Annotated in this window: 19 protein-coding genes; 5 read left to right on the forward strand and 14 right to left on the reverse strand. The window is 62.8% G+C overall.

Annotation, left to right across the window (positions count from 1 at the left end):
* Nucleotides 1-30: 30 nt before the first annotated feature.
* The gene (locus AC13FW_RS06900) at nt 31-504 is read left to right on the forward strand and encodes a hypothetical protein (RefSeq protein ID WP_481534354.1); all 474 of its coding nucleotides are present in this window, start codon (nt 31-33) and stop codon (nt 502-504) included.
* Between the two features lie 171 nt (nt 505-675).
* Here AC13FW_RS06900 and AC13FW_RS06905 read toward each other — a convergent pair whose 3' ends face one another.
* Nucleotides 676-1,449 carry a lytic transglycosylase domain-containing protein gene (locus AC13FW_RS06905; protein WP_296250500.1) on the reverse strand — a complete coding sequence of 258 codons (774 nt, stop codon included), beginning with the start codon at nt 1,447-1,449 and terminating at the stop codon, nt 676-678.
* Nucleotides 1,450-1,572: 123 nt separating this feature from the next.
* Here AC13FW_RS06905 and AC13FW_RS06910 point away from each other — a divergent pair, with 123 nt between their 5' ends.
* A complete protein-coding gene (locus AC13FW_RS06910) occupies nt 1,573-1,881 on the forward strand; it encodes an ASCH domain-containing protein (protein WP_296250503.1) in 309 nt (102 codons plus the stop codon).
* Nucleotides 1,882-2,201: 320 nt separating this feature from the next.
* Here AC13FW_RS06910 and AC13FW_RS06915 read toward each other — a convergent pair whose 3' ends face one another.
* A complete protein-coding gene (locus AC13FW_RS06915; RefSeq protein WP_482988618.1) occupies nt 2,202-3,272 on the reverse strand; it encodes a chitinase in 1,071 nt (356 codons plus the stop codon).
* Nucleotides 3,273-3,460: 188 nt separating this feature from the next.
* Nucleotides 3,461-4,429, reverse strand: a complete 969-nt coding sequence (locus AC13FW_RS06920) for a hypothetical protein (RefSeq protein ID WP_482988619.1) — start codon at nt 4,427-4,429, stop codon at nt 3,461-3,463.
* Between the two features lie 183 nt (nt 4,430-4,612).
* Between AC13FW_RS06920 and AC13FW_RS06925 the strand changes: the two genes are divergently transcribed.
* Nucleotides 4,613-6,361, forward strand: coding sequence for an acyl-CoA dehydrogenase family protein (locus tag AC13FW_RS06925; RefSeq protein WP_482988620.1), 1,749 nt, complete (start codon nt 4,613-4,615; stop codon nt 6,359-6,361).
* 266 nt (nt 6,362-6,627) lie between these two features.
* Here AC13FW_RS06925 and AC13FW_RS06930 read toward each other — a convergent pair whose 3' ends face one another.
* Entirely contained in the window at nt 6,628-8,121 is a 1,494-nt protein-coding gene (locus tag AC13FW_RS06930; protein ID WP_482988621.1) for a SulP family inorganic anion transporter, read from the reverse strand.
* A 306-nt stretch (nt 8,122-8,427) separates the two neighbouring features.
* On the opposite strand from AC13FW_RS06930, the gene AC13FW_RS06935 reads away from it, so the two are divergent.
* Both AC13FW_RS06935 and AC13FW_RS06940 read left to right on the forward strand, forming a co-directional pair.
* Nucleotides 8,428-9,270, forward strand: a complete 843-nt coding sequence (locus AC13FW_RS06935) for a class I SAM-dependent methyltransferase (protein WP_482988622.1) — start codon at nt 8,428-8,430, stop codon at nt 9,268-9,270.
* Between the two features lie 181 nt (nt 9,271-9,451).
* Entirely contained in the window at nt 9,452-10,093 is a 642-nt protein-coding gene (locus AC13FW_RS06940; protein ID WP_482988623.1) for a CDGSH iron-sulfur domain-containing protein, read from the forward strand.
* 135 nt (nt 10,094-10,228) lie between these two features.
* Here AC13FW_RS06940 and AC13FW_RS06945 read toward each other — a convergent pair whose 3' ends face one another.
* From AC13FW_RS06945 to AC13FW_RS06990, 10 genes are all read right to left on the reverse strand, one after another.
* Complete coding sequence (locus tag AC13FW_RS06945; RefSeq protein ID WP_482988624.1) at nt 10,229-11,494, reverse strand: serine hydrolase domain-containing protein; 1,266 nt, start codon at nt 11,492-11,494, stop codon at nt 10,229-10,231.
* Nucleotides 11,495-11,676: 182 nt separating this feature from the next.
* Nucleotides 11,677-13,974, reverse strand: a complete 2,298-nt coding sequence (locus AC13FW_RS06950) for a TonB-dependent hemoglobin/transferrin/lactoferrin family receptor (protein WP_482988625.1) — start codon at nt 13,972-13,974, stop codon at nt 11,677-11,679.
* 157 nt (nt 13,975-14,131) lie between these two features.
* The gene (locus AC13FW_RS06955) at nt 14,132-14,980 is read right to left on the reverse strand and encodes an EF-hand domain-containing protein (protein WP_482988626.1); all 849 of its coding nucleotides are present in this window, start codon (nt 14,978-14,980) and stop codon (nt 14,132-14,134) included.
* Between the two features lie 26 nt (nt 14,981-15,006).
* The gene (locus AC13FW_RS06960) at nt 15,007-15,801 is read right to left on the reverse strand and encodes a DUF4198 domain-containing protein (protein ID WP_482988627.1); all 795 of its coding nucleotides are present in this window, start codon (nt 15,799-15,801) and stop codon (nt 15,007-15,009) included.
* A 141-nt stretch (nt 15,802-15,942) separates the two neighbouring features.
* Nucleotides 15,943-17,343, reverse strand: a complete 1,401-nt coding sequence (locus AC13FW_RS06965; RefSeq protein ID WP_482988628.1) for a sensor histidine kinase — start codon at nt 17,341-17,343, stop codon at nt 15,943-15,945.
* A 554-nt stretch (nt 17,344-17,897) separates the two neighbouring features.
* Nucleotides 17,898-19,082 carry a beta-barrel domain-containing protein gene (locus AC13FW_RS06970; RefSeq protein ID WP_482988629.1) on the reverse strand — a complete coding sequence of 395 codons (1,185 nt, stop codon included), beginning with the start codon at nt 19,080-19,082 and terminating at the stop codon, nt 17,898-17,900.
* Entirely contained in the window at nt 19,079-21,361 is a 2,283-nt protein-coding gene (locus AC13FW_RS06975; protein WP_482988630.1) for a type I secretion system permease/ATPase, read from the reverse strand. Before AC13FW_RS06975 ends, AC13FW_RS06970 begins: the two co-directional genes overlap by 4 nt.
* Nucleotides 21,358-22,746: a TolC family outer membrane protein gene (locus tag AC13FW_RS06980; RefSeq protein ID WP_482988631.1), complete on the reverse strand. Its 1,389-nt coding sequence runs from the start codon at nt 22,744-22,746 to the stop codon at nt 21,358-21,360. The genes AC13FW_RS06975 and AC13FW_RS06980 overlap by 4 nt, the downstream gene beginning before the upstream one ends.
* Before the next feature lie 195 nt (nt 22,747-22,941).
* Nucleotides 22,942-23,907 (reverse strand): OmpA family protein, encoded by a 966-nt coding sequence (locus AC13FW_RS06985; RefSeq protein WP_482988632.1) that lies wholly within the window; start codon nt 23,905-23,907, stop codon nt 22,942-22,944.
* A partial coding sequence (locus tag AC13FW_RS06990) for a VWA domain-containing protein (RefSeq protein ID WP_482988633.1) occupies nt 23,873-25,684 on the reverse strand: 1,812 nt, incomplete at its 5' end. The genes AC13FW_RS06985 and AC13FW_RS06990, both read right to left, overlap by 35 nt.

Genomic DNA, 25,684 nt, shown 5'->3' on the forward strand with positions numbered 1-25,684 from the left:
CGCCGAAAGCCCTGCATGGTGGAGAACCGTATGCATCTATATCTGCAAGAAGAGGCGATCCGCCTGCAGGCTGGGCAGAGCACGGATATCAGCCTGTCGCTGTCACTGCCCTCGCTGCTGGAGGCGGGACTGCAGCATTTCCCGCCGTCGGAGCAGGCAATGGAACAGGCCATCGCCAGCACCGAAGATGCCTTGATGCCATGGATTCCAGCGCTGCGCCTGGATTCGCTGGAGGTATTGGAGTGTGCCGATGCAGTGCTGGCGCCCTTGCCGGGCGTGCTGGGCTATCCGCCGCAGGCGATCTGTGAGCTGGACATCGACGAAGTCGAGCGGGCATTCAACCAGCTGGCGCAGGTAGCGGCGGGGATGCCGGCAAAGAGCCTGGATATACCCGAGCGCCCGGATTTCGTTGCCGCGCTGGTGGTGGTGCGCGAGCTGATGCATCACGTTGGTTGGGAGCAGTTGCGATTGCTGGAGGCTGGGCTGGTTGGTGCTGAAAACTGAAGCCAGAGCAAAAGCACCCCTCCCCACCCCTCCCCTGCTGCGCAAGGGAGGGAGCTCAAGCCAAAGCTGCGGCGCCGCGCGAACTGCCCCCTCCCTTTGGCGCAGGCAAGGGGAGGGTTGGGGAGGGGTGCTCTTGCCCTGCTTTTGCCTCTCTCAGTCCAGAAAAACCCACTACAAAGCAGGCTTCTCCGGCGCCGTCCCCATCGCCTCGCGATAACGCCCGTACAAGGCCAATACCTTGTCCACGTATTGCCGGGTCTCCGCATAGGGCGGCACTCCGCCATAACGTGCAACCACCCCGATCCCGGCGTTGTAAGCAGCTGCTGCCAAGGTCCGGTCACCGTTGTAGCGACGCAGCAGCGACTTCATGTAGCGCGCACCGCCGCTGATGGACTGTGCAGGGGACAGGGGATCACTCACCCCGTACTCGGTTGCCGTCTCCGGCATCAACTGCATCACCCCCTGCGCGCCCTTGGGCGACACCGCTTTTTCATCGAATGCGCTTTCGGCATGGGCGACCGCACGCAACCAAGCATCATCCACGCCGGTGGCTTTGGCAGCGGCACGGAATTGCGGGGCGTGCCGGTTCAACTGCGGCGTGCCCACCCGGCCCAGACCTTCATGGGCCGGCTCGCCCGGCGGCGTGGCCACAGTGAAACGCAGATAAGGCGTTGAGCCCGGCAGGTTACGGGTGGAATAAACCAGCTTGCCATCCTGCTCGCGCTCATACAGGGTGCCGCTGAACACACCGAAGTTGCCCCACAGATTGGGGGTCTGCACGGCGTTGTCATCGATCTCGATGGCCTTGCAGTTGGAGCCCGGCTCCGGCGCAGTGGCCATGCTGACCGTGCCTTTCAGCACGCAGCGGTACACCGTGCGCGCCTGCAACGGCGCGCACAGCCCGTACAAGAGCAGCAACAGCACAAGTGCGGCCGCGCGCGGCATGGGGCCAGATCCAATCGTGAGGAAGGAGACGATGCTGAGCCTGCCCGTTTGAACGGCAGGTGATGAAAAAGCCGCCAATCGCGCCCAGAATGAATACCTGCTTTCCAGCCCCTTCCAGCACCCATGACCGTGCCCCTGCTCGGCTTTGACAACCCCCAATTCCATACCGGACGCAACACCAGCGTACGGCGAGGCGCGCGTTGGCATGGGGTGGCGCAGGCGTGTATCGAACTGGGTGAAGGCCGCCATTTGGGCCCGATCTCACTGCAGACCGAACTGCGGGCCTTTGATGCCCTGGATGAAGCCGATCTGCGCGATGAGCATGATCCTGGCTGTCGCACGCCTGCAGGATTACTTGCGGTGATGCAGCGCTTGTATCCCGGGTTTCGCAGTGATGAGTTGGTGACGCTGGTGCATTTCTGGGTGGAGTGAGAGAACACACCTGAATGCCAACGGATTGCCTGGCCGCGCAGCGAGCGGGACCGGGCAAGCACAGCCGGCGGGTGGAGCTCTGGCGGTCATTCCGATAGGCCGCCAACAGCCCCGGGTGCGCTGCGCTTACCCGGGCTACATATGTGCTGTTGCTTCTGCTGTTGCTTCTGCTGTTGCTTCTGTGGTGGCCGTGGCTCTTTCCTTCTCCCGTTCACGGGAGAAGGTGGTGCGAAGCACCGGATGAGGGGAGCTTTTGCTTTTGCTTTTGCTTTTGCTTTTGCTTCAAGCAAAAACCAAAACCGCATAAGCTCCCGCCAGAATCAACGCCGCTGTGCTGCCCGCAAATGCGCGCCTACCGGACCCGAGAACGCGCGCCCATCGGCCACATCCCAATTGATCGACCAGGTCATCACGCCACGGAAATCCGGATGCGGCTGGCTCGGCTTCACCTCATCGCATTGCTTCGCCATGGTCAGGCAATCGAAGGCACGATTGATATCCACCGGCGTCGCATAACCATTGCCTGCAGCGCGCAGACCCGACGGCAGGGCCAAAGCCACCTGGTCCGCACGCAACCCAGCAAAGCGTCCCTTGCCACCGGCCAGATCAAACCCTTCGATCAGCATCCTGGCCGAGCCCACCATCATGTCCACGCTGCCCCCCGGATATTTCTCAGCGCGGTACGGCGTGGGCAGACCACCGTTGTTGTAAAGCTGCACATGCAGCAGATCCAGTTCCTCGCGCAGGCCATCGATCAGCGGCAGATACGCACCCCAGATGCCTTCCATAGACACCATGCCGCCCTGCACATACGGATGATCCGGCGCCATCGACACATACAGGTTCGGGTACATGCCATGCAGGCGCTTCACCGCCGAAATCAGGTGTGGCGTAACCGGCGCGCCGTGCACCACACCTGCGATCTTTTCCAGATCGACATCAATACCATCGAAGCCGTAGGTGTTGATCGCATCGGCGGTGGTGCGGACGAAATTGTCTTCGTCGCGCTGGGTGTTCAAGGTCACCGTGCCCAGTTCACCACCGAACGACAGCACCACGATCTTGCCCTGCGCACGCTTGGCGGCGATGTCGGCAATCAGCTGCGTGCGGTCCAGCGCGGGATCCGGGTTGAACGCCACCTTGCCCTCGCCCATGTCATCGGCGAAGGCCAGCACGATCACGTCCCAGCTCTCATCCACCTTGCCCACCGGCAACAGGCCCTGGCCGTTGTCGAAGTTATGCAGATAGCCAACCAACGCATGCTTGGGTAGCGCGTGGCTATGCCCCGGGGCGACACCAACACCTGCCAACGGCACCGGCACCGGCGTTGCCTGGCATCCGAAGGTGGAAACAAGCGCCAGCGTGGAGAACAACAGACCGATCGACTTCATCGCACCACCAGAAAGGGAAGACGCCCGATTCTAGGCATGCGAAACCGGCGAAAAACCATTCAAAGACAATAACTTAGGAAAGTCGTCCTGTTTTGTCCCGGTTTGTCCGGCAGCTGACGCGCAGGCCGCTCAGCGGGAACCGGCAATGGCGACAGCCAAGCCCGCCGCTGGCCCAGGATGACCGCCGCTCAAGTGCACATTTTCATGCGCCGCTCGGCATCCCACAGTGCGCGCCGGGCCATGTCATAGGCGCTGTCCGCGGCACTGAGCAGGCTGTGCTCGGCCTCCACCGGATCGGCCCCATTGTTGAAACGGTACTCGGCGCGCTGCAGCGCATCCAGGTGCGTCATCACCGGCGCAAGCCACTGCCGGCGCTGCTGCCCATTGCAGCGCGGATAGCGCTGCTCCAGCGCGCCCAGCGCAACGCGAATGCGGCGACTGGCTTCACCCTTCATGTCCGGTGCTTTCTCGTAACGGATGGGCGCGGCCTTGTAGGCATCGCCGGTGGCTTCGCTACCGAGATCGGACTTGCGCTCATGCAGGCTGGGATTGAACGCAACCTCGGGCGGGCGCCGTGCCTGCGCCGGTTGGATATCCGGACCGTGGATCAAACGGGCACCAATCTGGCCCAACGTCGGCGGCTTCGTCTTGTCCTCGAACATGCCGGACACCAACTCCTCCAGCGGCCGCTCGCCGACCCCGGTGGCCAACGCATCGCGGTGTTCGAACACCCGCTCGGTCGCATTTTTCTGGCGCGTGGCGTTACCGTCGGTGGGCACCGCCAAACTGCCGTCCTTGCCATACAGGCGCTGCGACCAGCCCGTCTGCGCTGGTGCTGGCTTCGCTGCAGGTGCCGCAGTCACGGCAGGCGACGGAGTCGCAGGCGGTACATCAACCACAGGCCGGTCAAACCTGGCCACTGCCTGCGCAAGCGGTGGATTCTGCAGTGCCGAAGCCACGGCTTGCTGTGCCGGCAAACGCGCCGCAGCTGGGGGCGAGGTCAGCAACCAGCGCAGTTGGATCCGGGTTTCCTCCCGTGCAACGTTCAGCTCCGGCAACTGCAACAGCAAACGCACCAGCCCGGACATGAACGCCAAGGCAACCACGCCGGCAGTCAATCGGGTCCATAGCGGTTCGGCAGCAGGATCGGAACGCATGCAACTCCAGCAAAAGACGACGCAGGGCAACAACCGGCCCTGTCACGGTACGTCGGCACACTGCAAAGACCGACAAGAGCACAACGAGTTCCACGATTGTGCCCGTCGAATGTGTGAACCTGTGGCAAGAGTGGGTCATCATCGGGCAAACGCCGTCATCGTTCGCAGCACAAGGAGCCGTACGTGAATACCGTTGCAGCACAGAACCTGGATGAAAGCATCGCCAAGCAGCTGTTCTTTGGCCATATCGCCGAAGATGTGCTGTTCCCCTACCCACAGATCCGTGAACGTGACCGCGAGATGCTGGGCGCGATGACCGATGCCATCGACCAGTTCCTGGCCGACAAGACCGCCGAGCTGCGCCAGTACGACCGCCACGCCGAGCAGCCGCCGGAATTCATCCAGGCGCTACGCGACATGGGCCTGTTCGGGCTGATCATTCCGGAGGAATTCGGCGGGCTGGAGCTGTCCAACGGTGCCTACGCGCGCGTGCTGGGCCAGACCAGCAGCCATGACAGCTCGGTGTCGCTGACCATCGGCGCGCACAGCTCGATCGGCATGAAGGGCCTGCTGCTGTTCGGCAACGACGAGCAGAAGCAGCGCTACCTGCCCAGACTGGCCAGCGGCGAGATGATCGCGGCCTTCTGCCTCACCGAATCCGGCGCCGGCTCCGATGCCGCGGCCATCCGCACCAAGGCACACCGCAACAACGACGGCAGCTGGACGCTGAGCGGCGAGAAGATCTGGATCACCAACGGCGGCATCGCCGATTTCTACACCGTGTTCGCGCGTACCGACACGCCCGAAGGCAAGGTCACCGCCTTCATCGTCGAGGCCGGCTGGGAAGGCGTCAGCCACGGCCCGCACGAAGACAAGATGGGCATCCGCGCCTCGTCCACCACCACGGTCGCCTTCAGCGATGTACGCGTTCCCGCGGCCAATGTGCTGGGCCCGGTCGGCAAGGGCTTCAAGGTGGCGATGAACATCCTCAACAGCGGCCGCACGGGTCTGGGCGGCGGTGCGGTCGGCGGCATGCGTGCGCTGATCCGCATGGCCTGCGCACAGGCCAGCGAGCGCAAGCAGTTCGGCCAGTCGATCGCCGAGTTCGGCCTGGTGCGCGAGAAGATCGCACAGATGACCGCCGATTGCTTCGCCGCCGAAAGCACGGTGTGGATGGTGGCGCACCTGATCGACAGCGGCCGCACCGACTACTCGGTGGAAGCGGCGATGAGCAAGATATTCGCCAGCGAAGCGGTGCAGCGCAGCTGCTACGAGGCCCTGCAGATTGCTGCCGGCAACGGCTTCATGCGCGAACTGCCCTACGAGCAGATGACCCGCGATACGCGCATCCTGTCGATCTTCGAAGGCACCAACGAAATCCTGCGCCTGTACGTGGCACTGAATGGCCTGAAGGGTGTGGGCGCGACATTGAGTGAGCTGCAGAGCGCGGTCGGCGGCATCTTCAACGACCCGATCAAGGGCTTCGGCGTGCTCAGCGACTATGCCGGACGCCGCGTGCGTGAAGCCACCGGCTACGGCACTGGCCGTATCCGCGCACCACTCAATGATGCGTTGCGGCCCTTGGCGCGCTTGTGCGAGAAGTACACGGTGGAGCTGTCCAAGGCCTCGGACCGGTTGCTGCGCAAGCACGGCAAGAAGATCGCCGACCAGCAGCACGCGCAGAAGCGCGTAGCCGATATCGCCATCGACCTGTTCGTCGGGCTGTGCGTGCTGTCGCGCGTGGAGAGCCTGCTGCAGGCCGGTCACCCCGCAGCGGACGACGCGGTAAAGATCGCCCGCCTGTTCGCCCGCCAGGCGCGCCGGCGCATGGCGCGCAACGTGCGGGGACTGGAGCGCAACGAAGATGAGATCGTCGAATCGCTGGCCGCATCGGTGCTGGAACGCGGCGGCTACACCTGGGACGTGATGTAAGCCCTCTGGTGTTTGCAGGAGCGGCGTAAGCCGCGAAGCCACTGCACCATCCGCCGAGAAAGTTCCTGCAATTGCAAACTCCCAGGCAACCGGCAAGTGCATCAGCTTCGCGGCGGATGCCGCTCCTACAACAGCAACACCTGCGGCCAACGCTTGTGGGAGCGGTGTAAACCGCGAAGCAACCGAGCTATCCGCCGAAGAAGATCCTGTAATTGCAATCAACCTGGTAATCGGCAGCTCCACCGGCTTCGCGGCTTACGCCGCTCCTACAAAGCTGGGTCATCCACAGCGAGCTCACCCTCGCGCAACACCCGCCGCATCAGCGTCCGTGCCTGTCGGTCCAGCCCCAGCACGCGCGGCTTCACGCCGTGATGGCGATAGCGGCTGACCACCTTCTCCAAAGCCGCCACCGCGGTGATATCCCACAGCTGCGCACCGGATAGATCGATCGTCACCGCACGCCCTTCGGCAACGCGTGGATCAAAGGCATCAATGAAGGCATCCGCGGACGCAAAGAACACCTGCCCGCGCACCACATGGCGAAGGCTGCCATCAGCCTGATCCAGCGTTTCCACGCGCAACAGGCGCGCCACCTTCAGCGCGAAGAAAACACCACTCAGCAACACACCAACGCCAACGCCGGCCGCCAGATTGTGCGTGCCCAGCGTCACCGCTACCGTGGCCAGCATCACCACACCGGACAGGCGTGGATGCCGCAGCAGTGCGCCCAGGCTGCGCCAGTCAAAGGTGGACACGCTGACCATCACCATGATCGCGACCAGCGCGATCACCGGCACCTGCCCAACCCAGGGCTTCAACAACACCATCAGCACCAGCAGGAACACGCCGGCAAACAAGGTCGACAGCCGACCACGTCCACCGTACTTCACGTTGCCCACGGTCTGCCCGATCATGCCGCAGCCTGCAATGCCGCCGAACAGGCTGGCGGCAATATTGGCCACGCCCAGACCCGTGCACTCCCTGTTCTTGGAACTGGGCGTATCGGTGAGCTCATCGACCACCCGCGCCGTCATCATCGATTCCAGCAGGCCCACCATCGCGATCGCCAAGGCCGGCATCGCGATGATGCGCAGCGTCTCCAGATCAACCGGCAGTGATGGCAGACCCATCCATTGCGGCAGCGCATCCGGCAGTTTGCCCAGATCGGCGACGGTGGGCAGATCCAGCTTCAGCCACGATGCCAGCACGCTCAGCACCACGATGCAGATCAGCGGCGACGGAATCGCCCGCATGCCCGGCAGGGGCAGCCGCGGCAGTCCGTAGATGATCAGCAGGCCCAACGCCAGCATCGCCCAGGTGGCGGCAGTGGCGCCGTGCAGCTGCGGCAGCTGCGCGGCGAAGATCAGGATAGCCAGCGCATTGACGAAGCCGGTGCGCACCGAGCTGCTGACAAAGCGCATCAACACGCCCAGCCGCAGCACGCCGAATACGATCTGGATCACGCCCGCCAGCAGGCCGGCGGCAAACAGATACGGCAGGCCATGCGCGCTGATCAGCGGCGCCGCCACCAAGGCCACCGAACCGGCAGCCGCCGTGATCATCGCCGGCCGCCCGCCGAATACCGCGATGACGATGCTCAGCACGAAGGAAGCGAACAGGCCAACCTGCGGGTCCACCCCGGCCACGAACGAGAACGCGATGACCTCGGGGATCAGCGCGAAGGTGGCCACGGCGCCGGCCAACATCTCGCGCAGGGGATTGGCGCGCCATTGCGCCAGTTCAGAATGCAGGAAGGACATACGGGCTGGCCGCCGGCGCTGGCCGATGGGGTGCGGCAGCGCAGGCAGAATCAAGATGAGGGGCGCGAATTATGCCTGCTTGGGTCGCTGGGCGCTGGTTGGTGCAGGGTTCCCGGCAAACGCCTGAACGTCCAAAGCTACCCCTCCCCAGCCCTCCCCTTGCCTGCGGCAAAGGGAGGGAGCTTCTGCCCCCTCCCTTTTGCGGAGCAAAGGGGAGGGCTGGGGAGGGGTGCTCTTCGCGAAGAACCAAACCCCCAAAAATCCACCCTGCGGTAGCATTCCCTCCCCCGCATCAGCTTCGTACCCATGCCCCACTACACCGGCCCGCTGCTCACCCGCCCGCTGCTCGAGCAGCTACAGAGCGCCCTGAAGAAGGGCAGCAGCGAGCTCAGCGCCTCGCTCGACCTGGGCCGCCGCCAGGAAACCATCGGCCTCAACGCCGACAGCTGGCAGTACAAGGGCCAGCATTACCCGTGGCCGGCCAAGCTCAAGGACCGCACGATCTACTACTGGGACGGCGAGGAGTTCAGCGCCGCCTCGCGCTTCGGCAGCGGCCTGTACAAGCTGGTGCCCACCGACTGGGGCATCCCCACCTTCGAGATTGACGGCATCAAGATGCTGGTCAGCGCGCAGATCTCGCCGCTGGACGATGCCCGCCGCAAGGTGGCGCTGGTAGAACCGCGCGGCAAGCAGGTGCTCGATACCTGCGGCGGCATGGGGTACTTCGCCGCCTGCTGCCTGGATGAAGGCGTGGCCGGCATCCGTTCGTTCGAGAAGAGCACGGAAGTGCTGTGGCTGCGCGCCCTGAACCCGTGGTCACCGGATCCGCATGATGAACACGCAGGTGGCCGCCTGCAGTTGAACCATGGTGATGTGTCGAAGGAAATCGAAACCATCGCCGATGCCTCGATGGACGCCGTCCTGCACGACCCTCCGCGCTTCGGCATTGCCGGCGAGCTGTATTCACAGGTGTTCTACGACCACCTCGCCCGCGTGCTGCGCAAAGGCGGCCGTCTGTTCCATTACACCGGCGCCCCCAACAAGCTCACCAGCGGCCGTGACGTACCCCGCGAAGTCGCCACCCGCCTGCAGAAGGCAGGGTTCAAAGCCGAACTGGCGCTGGATGGCGTGCTGGCAGTGCGCAAATAACCCGCTTCTGTGGGAGCGGCGTAAGCCGCGAAGCTCGTACCCCATCAAGCCCCGGTCCAACGGCGGTTTCATCGACCCCAGCTTCGCGGCTCACGCCGCTCCCACAAAAAAGATGTTGCTGTATACGCCCCGCCTTCACCTCTTCCGCGCGACACTGCGAGTTCCGAAGCGGAGGCAGCCCATGGCAACCGAAACCGTACGCGGCAAAACCGTCACCATCCATTTCGACGGTGAACGATGCATCCACTCACGCAACTGCGTGCTCAGCCATCCGGATGTGTTCGTGCCCAATGTGGTCGGCGAATGGATCCATCCCGATGCGGTCGTCCCGGAAGAAGTGGCGCTGATCGCACGCAACTGCCCCTCCGGCGCCATCCGCTACGAATACAACGACGGCAGCCACAGCGAACCTGCGCCGGTGGTCAACCTGGTGCATATCCGTGAGAACGGCCCACTCGCCTTCAATGCTCCCCTGCTGATCGCCGGCAAGGACGAAGGCATGCGCGCCACGCTATGCCGCTGCGGCGAATCGCATAACAAACCCTTCTGCGATCACCGCCATGTCGAGTGCGGCTTCATCGCCACCGGTGAACCGGTAGAGAAAAAGTCCGAAGCACTGCCACAACGCGATGGCCCGCTGCAGGTGAACCCCACCAGGAACGGCCCGCTGCACGTCATCGGCAATCTCGAAGTGGTCAGCGGCACCGGCCGCACCATCGACCGCCTCAGCGAAACCTGGCTATGCCGCTGTGGTCATTCAAACAACAAGCCCTTCTGCGATGGCAGCCACAAGAAGGTTGGGTTTCAAGCTGATGGTGAGTAGCTCGCCGCATCAACCTGAGCCACGCGAGTCATCCAGGAACGTCGAGTCATGCACTGAATTGGAGTGCTTGCATCACCCGCAGCCAGGCGCTTTCCCGCCGGAACTGTTGTTGCCAGTCAGGTCACGAAGGATCAGTCAAAGATCGTACGAAAGCAGGTCATACCCCGTCGCCGCGCGCACCACCCGCTGATGCACTAACGAGCCACTGCCACCGTTGGTCAGCACCACGATGCCTCGCCTGCGCTGCGCGTCACCAATGGCGAAATTCTTGAAGATGCCGCTGTTGCTGCCGGAATGGTAGAACACCGGGCCATCACGGGTCTGCTCGGTGTTCCAACCCAGTCCTTTCTCGGTCCAGCGGCCCGGCAAGCTGATCTGCGGCGTGAGCATGGCTTGCCGCGCCGCCTCGCTGATCTCCCACGACGCGCGTTGCCGGCCCGCCATCATCAGACTGAGGAAGGTCGCATAGTCCTGCACCGTCGTGCGCAGGCTTGCCGCTGCATTGGCGAGGATGTCGCCAGGCCACATCACCAGGCCCGATGGCGCCAGCTTCAGGACTTCCGGCATCGCACGTTCGGCATCTTCATATTTCCACCCAGACAGCGGCTTACCCCAGCGATCCGCAACCTGCTGGGCGACGCCCCATTGGTCGCGAAGGACTTGCCGTGGCACTCCGCCGTCGACCCGGTCGTGCGCGGGATGACCATAAACCGAGCGTGCCGCCAGATCCGCGTTCCACGTATAGCTGCTGTCCTTCATGCCAGCCGGACCAAACAGATGCATCTGCATGGTTTCGTCCAAGCTCTGGCCGGTAATTGCTTCAACCACCAGCTGCAGCCACACGAACGCCTCACCGGAATAGTTGATGCGCGTACCAGGCTTCACCATAGGCACCAGCTTCTCCGTCGCTGGCGACTTGCGCCAATCGGGCAGACCTGTCGTATGCCGCAGTACATCGCGCGCGGTGATCAGCGCAATCCACGGATGATCGCCGAGGTAGTCCGGTCGACGGTAACCCACCAAGGGAACATCAAGGTCGATGCGTCCCTGCTCCACCAGCTGCATCACCAGGTAGGCAAACATCGGTTTGCTGAGCGACGCATCCTCGAACACCGTGCTCGCACCCACAGGCGTGCGTGTCTGCGCGTTGGCAAGGCCAAAGCCACGACTCCATGCCACAGCACCCTCGTCAACCACGGCGATGCCAACGCCTGGAACCGCGAAGGCCTGCATGATCCGCGGCAACTCGGCGAGGAAGGTATCGTCCGGAATCCAGCTACCGCTGGCGGTGCTCTTGCACGGGGCAGCCAGCGCTTGCGCCGAAGGCAACGCGGCGAGCATGCCCAGGCTTGCGGAGTGGGTGATGAAGCGACGACGACCTGGATCTGTGCGAATCGGCATTGCCAGCAGCCTCCGGTGCGGATTGCTGAGCTTAGCCGGTGTTCCGGGCGCGTTGGGCAAAACATCTGGACGCGTTGTCGCCTGCATGCAGACCCACACCGGCCCCAAAAGAACAACAGCGCGGAGCCTGCGCTCCACGCTGTTGTTCCAGGGGCAAGGGACTGGTCACAGCCCCCCGTGACTCAGAACGAATACGCCACCGTGACGCGGGCGTTCCGGCCCGGCTCGCTGTAGCGCCCGATGCCGTCATCGTTGACGTAGCCGTACAGCGTATTGGTGCCCTTGTTGATCACCCGCACGCGCTGCCACAGGTAGTACTCGCGATCGGTCAGGTTGTAGAGGCCTGCAGTCAGTCGCAACTGCGAGGTGATGTTCCAGGTACCGGTAAGATCCAGCACCGTGTAGCCATCGGCCTTGCCCGTCCATGCCGGCACCACCTGCGTGCCATTGGCCGATGTGGTGTAGGCATCGCTGGCGCTCTTGCCCCAGGCGTGGGTCAGGTTGGCGCTGACGTTCCACGACGGCGAAGGCGCATAGCGCACGCCCAGCACCGCGCTGGCCGGCACGATGCTCTCCAGCGGATCACCATTGTGCTTCTCGCCCTTGCTGTACGCCGCCGCCATCCGCGACGACCACGCGTCGGCAATCTGCCAACGCCCTTCCAGCTCGGCGCCCTTCACCGTCACCTTGCCCGCATTGACCGGCATCGTGCTGTTGTAGCTGTACTGCACCGGACCGGTTGCCGTGGTGCGGTAGCCATTGGCATACGGCACCGCCGTGGTCACCGTCTCGATGAAGTTGTCGTACTGGTCGCGGAACACCGAGAACCCCAACTGCGCGCGGTCGGTGGTCCAGCGGTAGCCCAGCTCGATGTTCAGGCTCTTCTCCGCGTCCAGGTCCGGGTTGGACATCGAGGTGTCGAGCTGGATGGCTGCACCACTCACTGCATCGAACGCGGCACTGGCGCTGGTCGGCGAATACAGGTCGGCCACGCTTGGTGCACGGAAGCCACGGCCCAGCTGCGCCCACAGCGCATGGTCTGGCAGGAAGCGGAACTCCGCCCCCACCTGCCAGCTCGGCGCCGAGAAGCGAAGGTCACGCACGCTGCCGGTCTTGTCAACGAACGTACTGTCTACCTGCGGCGAGTAATCGTAGCGGTCATAGCGCAGGCCACCGCTGAGCTGCAGGCGCTCGTCGAACAGGCTCAGGCTGTCGCGCACGTACATGTTCCAGGAGCGGGCATCGGTCTTGGGCACCTGGCGCGGATCATGCTCCACGCTGGCAATGTCGCCAGCCGTATTCCAACGGGTGTCCACTGCGGTGTAATCGATGTCGCGCTGCTGCCAGGCCAGGCCGTAGCCGATGTCATGCCGCACCGGGCCTTCCACCACCTTGCTGAAATCCAATGCTGCGCGGTCCAGGGTCTGCTCGGTGGCGCGGTCTTCGCTGCGCTTGCAGGGAGCGCCACCACCCGGGCAACCACTGCCGGCCAGAATGCGGGTAACACCACGGCTGTCGGTGACCTGGCGATCCAGCTGTGCATCAAGGGTGTCGAACAAGGCATTGCCTGCACGCCACTGCCAGCTCACGCCATAACGGTCGCGGTCATTGCGATCGTCGCCCTTGCGCTCCAGGTAGCCCGGTGCGTAGACGCGGGAAAGATTGTCGACTTCGTTGTGGGCGCGGCCGCGCTCGTACATGAAGCCCAGCGTGTGCGCATCCGACAACTGCAGATCCACCTTGCCCAGCAGGTTGTCGCGCGTGCTGTCGACCGGATCCGGCGTGCGCCGACCGACACCGATCCGGTCCACCGTACTGTCGTACCAGCTTTCGCTTTCATGGCCTTCGCGGCGGGTATAGACCAGCATCGACTCGACGATGCCGGTGCGGTTGGCGAAGCTCAGCGTGCCCATGGTCTCGTCGTTGGAGCCGCTGTAGCCGAACTTCACCCCGACATGGGTGTCGTTACCTTCAGGCTTGAGATAGTCCGCCGGGTCCTTGGTGGTGAACACCACCGCGCCGCCGAGCGCACCGCTGCCGGAGGTGATCGAATCGGCACCCTTGACCACCTGCAGGCTCTTCAGCGTATCGATGTCCACATCGCCGCGGCCGCTGCGGAAGAACTCGTAGGAGCGCGCCGTCTCCACCGATTCGGCCAGGCTCAGGCCATCGACAGTGATCGCCACGCGGTCGCTTTCCAGGCCACGGATGTTGAAACCGTTGTCACCGAAGCGGCCCATGTCCACGACGCTCACGCCCGGGATGTAGCGGATGGCCTCTTCCATGTTGTTGGCCATCTCGGCATCGAGATCGGCGGCGCTGAGCACGGTCACGTTCTGGTTGCGCGACTTGCTCTTCTTTGCCCGTTCGGCCTCAACGCGGACGGTGTCCAGGTTCGAGGCGTCCGGCGCCTCGGCACGGGCGACGCCGGACAGGCTGGCCAGTACGGCCAACGCGAGCACGGATACAGCTGCATTCATCAGAGATCTCCACAGAAAGGTAATGGCGGGGACTACGCCGTTCCTGGCTGCTCGATCACATGGACCATGCCGGCTGGGGGGCACCGGCGCCAGACTGGCGCCGTGTCATTGCAGAAACTGGAGCGACCGGTCGCAGGCAGCGACCGGTACGCGCGGCTCAACGGTTGCCGTTGGCCGAGTGGGCGCCGGCAACCGGCTCTGGATCGCGTGCGTCAACGATGCCGTCGCGATTGCTGTCAGCGCGGTCGAACAGGCGCTTGCCGGACACCTGGTACTCGGCAAAGGTCATGCGACCATCCTTGTCGGTATCCAGCGAATCGAAACGCACGCCGGCCTGGCGGCTTGCCGCGTCGCGAACCTTGCTGCGTTGTGCATCCAGTCGGCCTTCAAACTCGGCGGTGTATTCGGCAAGATCCAGCACGCCATCGCCGTTGGTATCGGCAGCGGCGAAGGTCGCGGCACGGGCGGCGTCGAACTCGGCGCGCTCCACCAGCCCATCACCATTGCGGTCGTACAGCTCGATCATGCCGTTGGCGGTATGCGAAGTCGGCATCTTCAGCGGATCACGGTTATCGCTGGCTGCGGTTTCCCGGGTGGCGTCCTGGCTCTTCTCGTAGCCAGCCCAGGTGCGCTCACCGGCGGCATCGAACTCGGCCCGGCTTATGCTGCCGTTCTGGTCGCGGTCCAGCGCCTTGAAGCGGGTATCGGTCTGGCGCAGGTGGCCGGCACGCGCGTCGGCCAGCCGCACATCGAAGCGCTGCAGGTATTCGTCCACGTACTCCTGGCGATCGACGTGCCCGTCATTGTTCGCATCGGTGGCGTCATAACGCTGCCGACGGAACTGCTCGAAGGCTTCCCAGCTCACTGCTCCGGTCTTGTCCGGATCGAACTGGGCCAGGAAGGCGGTGACCGTCGGCGACACCGCGGGCGGTGCGGCGGTCTGCGCCGAGGCAAGCGGGGCCAGCACCGCTGCCAGCATCGTGGCAACAGCAAAGTAGGTTTTCATCTGGGATATCCCTGTTGGAAAGCGGCTCAGGGTTCGAGCACGCGGAAACTGAGCGTGTAGTTGTTGCCGTATTCCGGCGCGGCCGCACCAGCCGGTGCCGGGCCGCGGTAGCGGATCAGGGCCAGATAAGCGCCCGCTTGCTGCAGGGCGAACGAGGCCTTGCCAGCGGCGTCTGTGCTCAGCTCGACCGGAGCCGGCTGGATCTCGTCATCGCCGCGTGCGGCGTGGATCTCCACCTTCTGTGCCGGCAACGGCTTGCCGTCGTAATGCACCTCGAAGACGAACTGCTCACCGACATACAGGTCCGATGGATGGGTCACCGGCACCAGTTCCAGGCCCTTGCCGTAGGGCGCCAAGGCCTGACGGGTCGGCTCACCGGCGGTGAGGTAGACCTCCGAGCGCGACAGGCTCTGGTAATGCGAGAGCACGGTGGCACCGGCCGGCAGTGGCTTGGCCGGATCACGGCTGCTTTCCTTGCGACCATCCACTTCCCAGGTACGGAACACGGCGCCAAGGCGGTTGCCGGTAGAGAAGCGGTACGTGCCCTTCTTGCCCGGCAGGGTCTGTTCGACCACGGCACGGGTCTTCAGTCGCTGCACCACATCGGGCGCATGCTGCACGCCATCGGGATCGGTGACGACGAACTCGCTGTTGTCGAACACGACTTCGGGCACGAAGAAATGCTCGGCGAAGCTGGCATCCAGGGTAACCGTGCTGGTCGGCTGCACCTTGAAGGTGGCCGGAGCGAGGTACGGGGTATGCGCCTGGGCAGGCAGTACCGCAGCGGCCAGCAACAGGCTGGCCAAAGGACGGAAGTTCATCGACGGGTCTCATGGAGGGACCGGCGCGACGCCGGCGGGCGATACGTTAAGTCAATTGCGAATGATTCGCAATACCATTCATTCGCGATCACGGCGAATGCATCGCCCGCTCGAATCTCGCCCCCCCCTGTTGCAGCGATGTCAGGCTTGGCTCGGTTCCATCAGGTAGTCGGGAAAACGGATGAAAATCGTTGTCCCGATGCCCAACCGGCTTTCTGCACTCACGCTGCCACCAGCCCGCTCGACAAGATCGCGAACGACAGAAAGACCAAGGCCGCTCCCTTCTCCACGCGGTTTGGTGGTGAAGAACGGATCGAATGCTTGTGCCAGCACCGCGCCTTCCATGCCTTCTCCAGAGTCTGCCAATCCCAACACCAACCGATTGTCGTCCATGTACGCTCGAAGGAAGAATTCCCCACCATCAGGCATCGCATGATCTGCATTGGCGGCGACATTCAGGATCATGAGATCGAACTGCAGCCGGTCGAACAACACCGCCGGCAGCCCCTCATCCACTGCGACTTCTACCTTCACCCCTGCTCCCATCAATTGCCGAATCATCGGCAACAGCGCCTTCAATGCCTCTCCGGGATCGAACCACTCTTCCGCCCCCTCCTCCTGCCGGACCAACGACAGCAGCCTGCGATTCAGCAATGTTGCACGCTTCACCGCCAGATCCACACCCATCAGGGATTCCTGCATCTTCGCTTCATTCCCGGAATGCAGTCCGATGTGCACGTAGCCACTGGCAACTGCCAGAACATTCCCGAAGTCATGCGCAACACCACTGGCAAGCCTTCCGACGGCCTCCATTTTCTGCGCTTGAACCAGCTGAGTGAAGGTGCGCTCCCGCTCTGCCATCTCCTCGGTCAGCCGATGATTGGAAACAACCAACGCATCACCGCGCGCCTTTGCCTCCTGCAGGCTCTCGCGGAGAGCGACTGAAGTCCGATCCAGCACCACCGAGATCATCAGGAACATCGCGGTACTGAAGGCCGCATCGCCGGCCAGCTCGGCCGCGCTGCCCTGCTTCCCGATGTCGACGCCTATACCCAGTGCGAATGCGACCGCAATACTGAAGAACATCGTCCATAGCGCTGCACGCCCCACAACCAACGCAGCAATCGCCATCCAGATTGCCAATACCGGTTGTTCAAAGCGCTGTGCGCCAAAGCCCGAGATCAAGTACGCAGGAACGATCGTCGCAGCGAAAACACACAGCAATGCATATGAGGCGACCTTGAATCTTCCCTTGCGGACGAGCACGAAGCTCATTGCGGAAATGAAGCTCACCGACAAGGACAGCGCCATGTTGGCGAACTCACCCGACCTCCATGGGATATCCACCAGAAAAGCGCGATAGCACCACGCTCCCGTAGGCAAAGCCGCCAGCAGAAATGAAATAAGCTGAAGCATTGGCGCATTCCTGCGATCGACCGCGTCGGCAATCGGCACGCTCCGCAACCACTGCAACACTTGACGCCATGAGCCCAATCCCTTGGCCAACTGACTCGTCAGTGACGCCGTGACCTTGTCATCCACCTTTCTGCCCCCTTGACGCAATCGTATTCATAATCAGCTCGCACATTCCCACTTCGAAAATGTAACAGCGGGCCGGCGCCTGGCGCCCGCCGTTCCTCCGAGGGATCAGATCGGCCTACTCGACAACATGCTCAGCGGGCGGCACAAGCGTTGCATCATCCCGCCAATCCTGGCCACCTAAACGACGATAGTGGCCGAATTCGTGGACGATAACGCTGCATTGCAGGCACGTAGCAGAAGGCGATCAATCTCGAATTCAACACGGGCGTCGCCAACGCCCCCAAGACGCATGGTGAATCGCAATATGGCGGTAAGCCGGTCATGCCGCTGGCAGGAAGACAACAGCGGGACGTCCCTCTCGAAACCGTCAATGAGTTCAGCCAAACGGCGCAGCTTTTCAGATGGCATTCAAGGATGACCGATAAGTTGATACAACTATCCGCACACGGTTGGCTGCAACAGCTCGCTGCCACCCAGGCACCCAAGATAGATACATGGACGTCCCAGGTGTACCGATCACGAACCCACCGTCGTTCACAGGCATGGTTGCGCGCTCAACGCTCACGCAGCGCCTCTCCAGCACGATTCAGCGGCTTTACAAGGTACTGCCATATGGTCTTGCTACCGGTGCGGATATCGGCCGTGGCTATCATGCCCGGCACGATCGGAAACTCTTTCCCTGCTTTGTTTCGCAGCGCATCGCTGTCCGTCCGGATGAACACCCGGTAGTAGACGACCTCAGGCTTGACCTCGTCGCGGATGGTATCTGGCGAAATGGTGACGACCTTGCCGGAGAGCCCGCCGTAGATGGCATAGTCGTAGGCGGTGATCTTCACCAAGGCCTCCTGACCGGGATGAATGAAAGCAATGTCGCGCGGCGAGACCTTGGTTTCAACCAACAATTGATCACCCAATGGCACGATCACCATCGCCTGTCCATTTGGCGGCACCACGCCACCAATGGTAGTTACCTCGACATCCTTCACCACGCCGCGTACCGGAGAACGCAGCGTCAGCCGCGTCAACGAATCCGCGCGTCCGCGGACGACCGAGGACAACGACTCAACCTCTGCATTCGCCTTCGCCAGCTCCTCGCGGCTGCGCACCATGTACTCCGAGCGCACCTCGGCAATCTTCAAGCGCAGCTCTGAACTCTGCCGCTGCAGGCGCAGCAGCTCCACGCTGCTGGCTGCACCCGTTGCCAGCAACGACTCGGTGATGTGCAGCTCGCGGCTTACCAGATCCAGCGAACGTTGCAGCCCACCAAGCGACTCGGCCAGGCTGGAACGCCTTGACCTGAACAGTGCGCCTTCGCTGGCAATCAGCTCGGAGTGTGCGGAGACCAGCTCTTCAGGAAAGTGCAATACCGTCGCACCCTCCACTTCCGCCTGCAAACGGACCGAACTCGCCAATGCAGCACGATACTTCGCCGCTGTTTCCTCGACACTGGATTCGCCGCGGGTGGGATCCAGCTGCGCCAGCACCTGGTCTTTCTCGACGATGTCACCCTCGGCCACGTTCAACTCGGCCAAGATGCCGCCTTCCAGTGACTGGATCATCTGTTCGCGCGAAATCGGGATAACCTTGCCCGTACCGCTTGAGACTTCGTCGATCTCAAACCACCACGCCCAGACCAGAAACAGCAACAGGAGACCGCTGATCCATAGCACCACCCTGGATGAACCCGTAGCGTTGACCTCGTCGCTACCTGACACCTCATCGGCCTTCCATGCGCTCATGGCTTCCCCTCCACCGGTGCGTCGCTGCCATCCGCGCTTTCGCCACCTTGGCCAACCTGGTCATTCTGGGTCCTCATCCTGACGTTCCCCACCGAGAGCTTGTACGCCGGTCTGGCTCGCGGGGATCTGGAGGTTCCCACAGCCTTGCCGCGCAGCTTCTCGATGACCTCATCGCGAGGTCCATCCAGCAGCACCTGACCGTCGTCGACCACCAACACGCGTTCCACCAGTTGCAGCATCGCCATGCGATGCGTGGCAATGACCATCGTCGTGGTTTCAGGCAATCCAGCCAGTGTCTGGATGACCCCCTGTTCGGCCGCCTCATCCAGCGACGCGCTTGGCTCATCCAGCAACAGCACGTTCGGTTTTCGCACCAGCAACCGTGCCAGCATCAGGCTCTGGCGCTGGCCACCTGACAGGCCCAGGCCCCCTTCCAGCACCATGTGGTCCAGGCCATCGGCCAGGGCGCGGACGTACGACCACGCGCCGCCAGCGCGCAGCGCCATCATCAGTTCCTCATCGGTCGCTGTTGGCGCCCCCATCATCAGGTTCTCGCGCAACGTTCCATGGAACAGACGGGACTCCTGTGAGAGGAAACCAACATCCCTTCGGACATCCGCAGGATCAATGTGTGAGAGCGGCGTATCGTCCAGCAGTACGTGGCCGGACTGGGGCTCCATCATTCCGGAAAGCGCCCGCAGCAACGTCGATTTGCCAGCACCATTGCGACCAAGGACTGCGATCCGTTCGCCGGGCTGGACGGTGAGCCCCACAATCTTCAGTACCGGCTGCTGGCCGTCATGACTGAATACCGTATTGGTGAAAACGTAACTGCCAGCCAGCGACGCACGATGGATGCGCTTGCCGTGGTCCGGGGTATCCACCGGCATCCGCAGCAGGTTGTCCAACGCGTCCTTCGCAATGCGCGCCTGCTGCCAGCGGCTGAGGATCTGGGTCAGGCTGGCAAGCGGCCCCAACATGCGGCTGGACAGCATCGAGGCGGCCACCAGCACACCCGTAGTGATGTCGCCCTCCATCACCATCGGCGCTCCGACGAACACCACGACGGTGAACACACCGGTCTGAACGATCTGGGACCAGTTGCTCAGTGTGCTTGTCAGGTCGCGCAGCTTCATGCCGGTATCGGCATTGATCTCGTTGTAGTGGTTCCAGTGCGTCTGGAACCTGGACTCTGCCTGAAGCAGCTTGATGTCTTCTATCCCCTGCACGGCCTCGACCAACATCGCATTGCGCAGCGCCGACTCGCGCATGCCCTCCTGCGCCAATGCACGCAGACGCTTCTGCAACAGGATTCCAGGCAACACCATGAACACGGCTGCCAGCACCGGAATCCACACCAGGCTACCGGCGATGTACCAGAACATCACGCAGAAAAGCAGGAAGAATGGTACGTCGGCCACGGCAGCGATGGTCGTGGAGGTCAGCATGTCGCGCACGGACTCCAGCTCGCGCAGCTGGGATATGAACGTACCCGTCGATTTTGGCCGTGCGGCGTTACGCACGCGAAGTGCGTGACCAAACACCTTGTCCGATACACGCAGATCAGCGCGCTTGCCCAATACATCGGTGATCCGCGTACGTGCCTGTCGCAACACGTAAGCGAACACCATGGAAAGCAGCACTCCGCCGAACAGCACGTACAGCGTGGGCATCGACTGGGCCGGTACAACCCGGTCATACACCTGCATCGAGAACAGGATGCTGGCGATACCGAGAACGTTGGTGACCAGCGATGCCAGAAGGATGTGCCAGTATGGCCGCATGTCGGCCAATACCAGTTGGCGCAACCAGCCCGGCTCGAATGGCTTGATGTACTCATCGACGCGACTGTCCGGCACCGAGCGCATCGGGCGTGCCACTGCCATGCGGACCACCGCCGCATCCAGCGTCGCGGCATCCAATGTGGTGGGCAGGCCGCTATCGCCACCGAGCTCCAGGGTGAACCCCGCCGCCGTCATGGCCGTCACAACACCGACCTGTCCGTCGTTCAGCTGCACCATCAAAGGCAGGCGCCATGGGGTCAGGCGGTTGGGTTCCGGCGCCACCCAGCGCAACGCCAGTCCAACCTGGCGTGCCAGCTGCGGCACACGCTGCTCCAGCGGCCGCTGCTCACCAGCTTTTCCATCCCACGCCGCTGCAATACGAATCGCTTCAGGCGAACAGTCGATGCGGTAGTGATTCGCTACGCACAGGATCGCATCGACCCAGCCGTTCATGTCCTGCGGGGCATTCGCCCCAGTCCCTGCGGAGCCGCTCATGGGGTCAGCTCCACGCCAGCCAGTGTGTGGCCATCCAGACGGAAAGCACGGCGCAGACCTCCAGCTGCAGCCAGGCAATCCACCTGCATGCGCTGCAGATCGAGCATGTTGTTCACGCTTTCCACTCTCGCACCATGGAACTCCTGCTCGGCATTGAGCAGGTCCAACAAGGAACGTGTTCCCAGATCCAGATACTGTTGCCGGTACAGGTCGCGCGTATGTTCGATGCTGCCGGTACGCTCGTCCAACACGCTTCTGCGGCCGGCATAACCTTTCGCGCGTGACCGCGCGTCCGTCAGCTCCTGACTGGCCTGCAACCGTACATGCTCCAATGCCGCCTCTGCCGCTGACAGCGAATGGCCAGATGCCCGCCGCCGCGCGGCGTTACCGCCACCTTGGTAAAGAGGTGCCGTCACGTTCAGCGAAATCGACGCGTCGTAGGGCCTGTTGATGCGTGAGTCAGCATTCAGACCGCGGCTTACAGCGCCATCCACGGACAACGTAGGCCGGCTCTGTGCGCGAGCATTCTCCACATCCGCCTGCGCCGCGCGAAGTTGCGCCTGGGCGATCAGCACCGCCGGCACTGACTGCGACCCGGCATCGCCTCCAACGATTTCGCAGGCACCTGCGAGTTGCGTGTCCGCCAGGCCTTCCGTTACGGGCAATCGCGGCGCACCGGTGAGCTGCCGCAGTTGCAGGCGCCAACGTTCCAGTTGAGCGGTGACCTCCAGAAGATTGGCGAATGCAGCTTCTTCACGTGCCTGTGCCTGCAGTTCATCAGACAACGGACTGGCTCCCTTCGCGCGACGCTCACGTGCCAGATCAGCGATGGACCCCACCCCCGAGCGCTGTGCCTTGGCAAGTTCCAGCAACGCCTCGTAACGACTGACTTCGATCCACGCATGCGCGGTTTCCTGCACAAGCTGATCAATCGCCAGCAGGACTCTCGCCTGGGAACCCTCGCGGTCGGCTTGCGCACGATCAACATCACTGGAGACCTTGCCGAAGTCGTAGAGCATCTGGGAGGCGGATACGGTCAGCTGATGAACGCTGCGACTGTCGTATCCCGACAGAGCGCGGTTGCGCCAGTCCGAGCCCAGCCCTGCACGCAGTTGCGGGTAGTAGCCGGCACGCGCTACCTGGATCGCTTCGTCCGACTCCATCAGGTAGCCCGCAGCATTGCGTATGCTCGGATGCCACTTCGCGGCCATTTCCACTGCCTGGCCCAGTTCCAGCGCCATCGGTAGCGATGGGCCCGCCATGTCCTGCTGCCCCGGCGTGAGAGAACGCGCCAGCTCCGCTGCCGGTGCGGTGTTGGTCAGGACGACAAGCAGGGCTGCCATCCATCGAGCCAACGCATGTCGATCCATCAAGAGATTCTTCATTTCAGATACGTGTTTTTACAATCGAGGATTGGCTGAGGAACACACCGAACGCCGACGTCCACCCGGCAACTTCCCGATTCCGGCGTCACCATCAACAGCCGTCGGATTCCACATCCAACACAAAAAGAGCGGGCCGCTGTGGCGGCCCGCAACAAGGAAGGATCTGCGTGCTTCCATCCCCCGTTCCAACCTTGGTCAATCGACCGGCGTAATGGTGATGGCGACGCGGCGGTTGGGCTTGAGGCAGGCGCGCAGCTCGGGGGTGGAACGCTCCCCTTCACACTGTTTGACCTGCTCAGCCAAACCACGTCCGGACGTGGTGATCCTGTCGACGGCGATGCCATGATCCACCAGGTACGCAGCTACCGCCTGCGCACGCTGCTCGGACAATCGTTGATTGTAGGCAGCGCTGCCAAGCCGGTCGGTATGGCCAACGATGTCGGCCTTGCTGTTGTTCCCAACCAACTTGGCGGCTACGCCGTCGAGAACCTGCGTGCCCTCGACACTGAGCAGGTCCTTATCGAAGTCGAACAGGAAATCGCCCGACAGATCGATCCGCTCAGGCGTCGCTGGCGTCGTCTGCGGGGCCAATGCCGCCATCGCCAGTCGGCACTGGTAACGCCGCCAGGAGGTCTCGCGCACGGTTGCTCCGTCAGCTTCGAACACCACCTTGTACTGGCACACGATGAAATCTTCATCGGCCACGTCAAGCTTGAGGTTGTAGTTCCACTCAGCCCCCCGCTCACCGTTCTCGGTGGACAGCGGTGCACCCAGCAGCTCGCGTACCTGCCCTTCGTTGATCCCCGGCTTCACGCTCAGGATCTGAGCAGTTGGGACGCGCCGTCCGTCGCGCTGGAATGGTTCGTCGTAGTCGGGGATTTCCATCGTCACGTCACTGTAATCCAGCCCGTGTGGATTGATGTCCGCCGCGCTGCTGCGACTTTGGGCATGGCTCGCAAACGGAGCCAACAGTGCAACCGCCAGCATGCTTGTCAGGAGTTTCTTGTTCATTTCTTGACCTCGATTCTTCAGGAAAGCGGGAACGTCCAGCCCTTGCAGGGCGGGTACCACGCCATCGATTCCGATGGAGCCGGATGGGCCGCTGGCCAATCCGGCTCCAGATGCGTCACACCATCGCTTGATGATGCTGGTCCAATTCATCCAGCGGATGCACCAGGGGCAATGGCATCGCGACCGGCGTAAGCGGACCGGAGAAGGTCTGCATGTCGCCGCCAGGCAGTGATGCATCCAGGCTTCCACTCCCGTACGACACGACCAGATCGCTCAACGCCGGCAAGGCATGCGCTTGTTCGCCCGTCACGCCGGTGATGCTTTCGTCAGCATGGAAGGCGAATGACGTTGCGCCATCTGCACTATCCGGCAGGACGGTGCCCACCGGATGGACCGTGATGGTCAAGGTCGACGACGCCGTGTCGCCATCGTTGTCGATCAGTGTGAAGCCGATGTCCTCGACCCGGGTGCCCGAATCGATGATCGGCGGGGTGTAGCTGTACTCCCCGGTCTCCATGTTGACGATCAGCCGGCCTCCGGTATTGACGGAGCCATTTGGACCTTCGGTAAGGATGTTCCAGGTGTTGGTCGCCGCATCGAACAAACCGTTGGCAACACCACCCGTCACGCTTCCGTCGTCATGGTAGGTCCGGCCGTTGACAGTGATGTCGAGCAGACCGCCGCCATCGGCACCGAGACCAGAGTTGCCTCCGAGGGTGCCGTCCATATCCACGACCGCACCTTGCGCAGCATCGATGGCCGAGTCCCGCAGGATCGGCGGCAGGTCATCGATATCGTTCACGAAGACGGAATCGGTGTCCTCGTTGTTGATACCGTCATAGGCGATGCGGTCCATGTTGCCGCGTGCGTTTGCCTGCTGCCCCGTCGGAACCTCCATGCCAAATACCTGGGAGAGGATCTTGTTGGCTTCCAGGAAGTCGACCCATGCATCCTCTTCCACATCATTGATGCCGTTTCCAGCTGAACCAGGAATGCCCCAGTTGCTGTTCTGATTTGGCTCACCGTCCGTCAGGAAGTAGGAGACATTCTTGCCTCCAACGATCTTGCCTGGATCATCGAATGCGTCCATCGCCTTGAGCAGGGCAGCGTCATAGTTGGTTCCAGCGCTGTTCGCGTTGATGCCATTGACATATGTCTTGGCCGCGTCGATGTCACCCCATGACGTCCCCCAGGCCTGGGTGCCTGCGGCTGTGCCGAACACCACGATCCGTACCGCGACATTCCCGAGCCCGGCATAGGTATCGAGCAGCTCGGTTACTGCAGCCTTCATGCCTGCAACCCTGCTCGCGGTCATGCTGCTTGAGATATCCAGGATCAACATGACGTTGGTGTCCTGCTCAGGCAGCACCACGTCCACCGAACCCGGGTTGGCAACAGGTGCATCGTCGTGCACCGTCACTGTCAGGGTGCCAGTAGCTGGCGGATTGACGCCATCGTCTGCGGTTACCGTCAGGCCGATATCCAGGGCCTGGTCCTCGCTACCCGAGTGATCAAGCGGTTTCAGCAAGGTGACCGTGTAGTTGCCCTCGTTGTCGATGGTCGCATTGATAACCTCCTCGCCACCTGCCGTGCCGATCAACGGATCGCCCACGGAACCGGTACCACTCCAAGTCACCACCTCGCCACCGGAGGTCAGGCCAGCCGGGCCAGCCAAGGTGACAGTCAGCGGACCACCTACGGTATCGGGATCGTTGATGTCGACCTGACCGGTCGCGGTGGTCGGACTGTCGTTTCCGTCCGGGAAGCCACCCGGCAGTCCCTCCTCGTACACCTCCGCTTGAGCGGCAATGATGACCGGCGAGCTGTCATCCACGTCCAGCTCGTTGAGCGTGACGGTGATGGTGGTCGTGCCGCCATTGCCGTCGCTGGCCACCACGGTGATCGTGTGGCTGTTGCCCGTGGCCTC

The organism is Stenotrophomonas sp. 21LCFQ19 (assembly GCF_056861425.1).

Bases quoted from the DNA above. Each gene is read 5' to 3' on its own strand.
- AC13FW_RS06900 (WP_481534354.1), top strand. From the start codon at position 31: ATGCATCTATATCTGCAAGAAGAGGCGATCCGCCTGCAGGCTGGGCAG.
- AC13FW_RS06905 (WP_296250500.1), bottom strand. From the start codon at position 1,449: ATGCCGCGCGCGGCCGCACTTGTGCTGTTGCTGCTCTTGTACGGGCTG.
- AC13FW_RS06910 (WP_296250503.1), top strand. From the start codon at position 1,573: ATGACCGTGCCCCTGCTCGGCTTTGACAACCCCCAATTCCATACCGGA.
- AC13FW_RS06915 (WP_482988618.1), bottom strand. From the start codon at position 3,272: ATGAAGTCGATCGGTCTGTTGTTCTCCACGCTGGCGCTTGTTTCCACC.
- AC13FW_RS06920 (WP_482988619.1), bottom strand. From the start codon at position 4,429: ATGCGTTCCGATCCTGCTGCCGAACCGCTATGGACCCGATTGACTGCC.
- AC13FW_RS06930 (WP_482988621.1), bottom strand. From the start codon at position 8,121: ATGTCCTTCCTGCATTCTGAACTGGCGCAATGGCGCGCCAATCCCCTG.
- AC13FW_RS06935 (WP_482988622.1), top strand. From the start codon at position 8,428: ATGCCCCACTACACCGGCCCGCTGCTCACCCGCCCGCTGCTCGAGCAG.
- AC13FW_RS06940 (WP_482988623.1), top strand. From the start codon at position 9,452: ATGGCAACCGAAACCGTACGCGGCAAAACCGTCACCATCCATTTCGAC.
- AC13FW_RS06945 (WP_482988624.1), bottom strand. From the start codon at position 11,494: ATGCCGATTCGCACAGATCCAGGTCGTCGTCGCTTCATCACCCACTCC.
- AC13FW_RS06950 (WP_482988625.1), bottom strand. From the start codon at position 13,974: ATGAATGCAGCTGTATCCGTGCTCGCGTTGGCCGTACTGGCCAGCCTG.
- AC13FW_RS06955 (WP_482988626.1), bottom strand. From the start codon at position 14,980: ATGAAAACCTACTTTGCTGTTGCCACGATGCTGGCAGCGGTGCTGGCC.
- AC13FW_RS06960 (WP_482988627.1), bottom strand. From the start codon at position 15,801: ATGAACTTCCGTCCTTTGGCCAGCCTGTTGCTGGCCGCTGCGGTACTG.
- AC13FW_RS06970 (WP_482988629.1), bottom strand. From the start codon at position 19,082: ATGAGCGCATGGAAGGCCGATGAGGTGTCAGGTAGCGACGAGGTCAAC.
- AC13FW_RS06975 (WP_482988630.1), bottom strand. From the start codon at position 21,361: ATGAGCGGCTCCGCAGGGACTGGGGCGAATGCCCCGCAGGACATGAAC.
- AC13FW_RS06980 (WP_482988631.1), bottom strand. From the start codon at position 22,746: ATGAAGAATCTCTTGATGGATCGACATGCGTTGGCTCGATGGATGGCA.
- AC13FW_RS06985 (WP_482988632.1), bottom strand. From the start codon at position 23,907: ATGAATTGGACCAGCATCATCAAGCGATGGTGTGACGCATCTGGAGCC.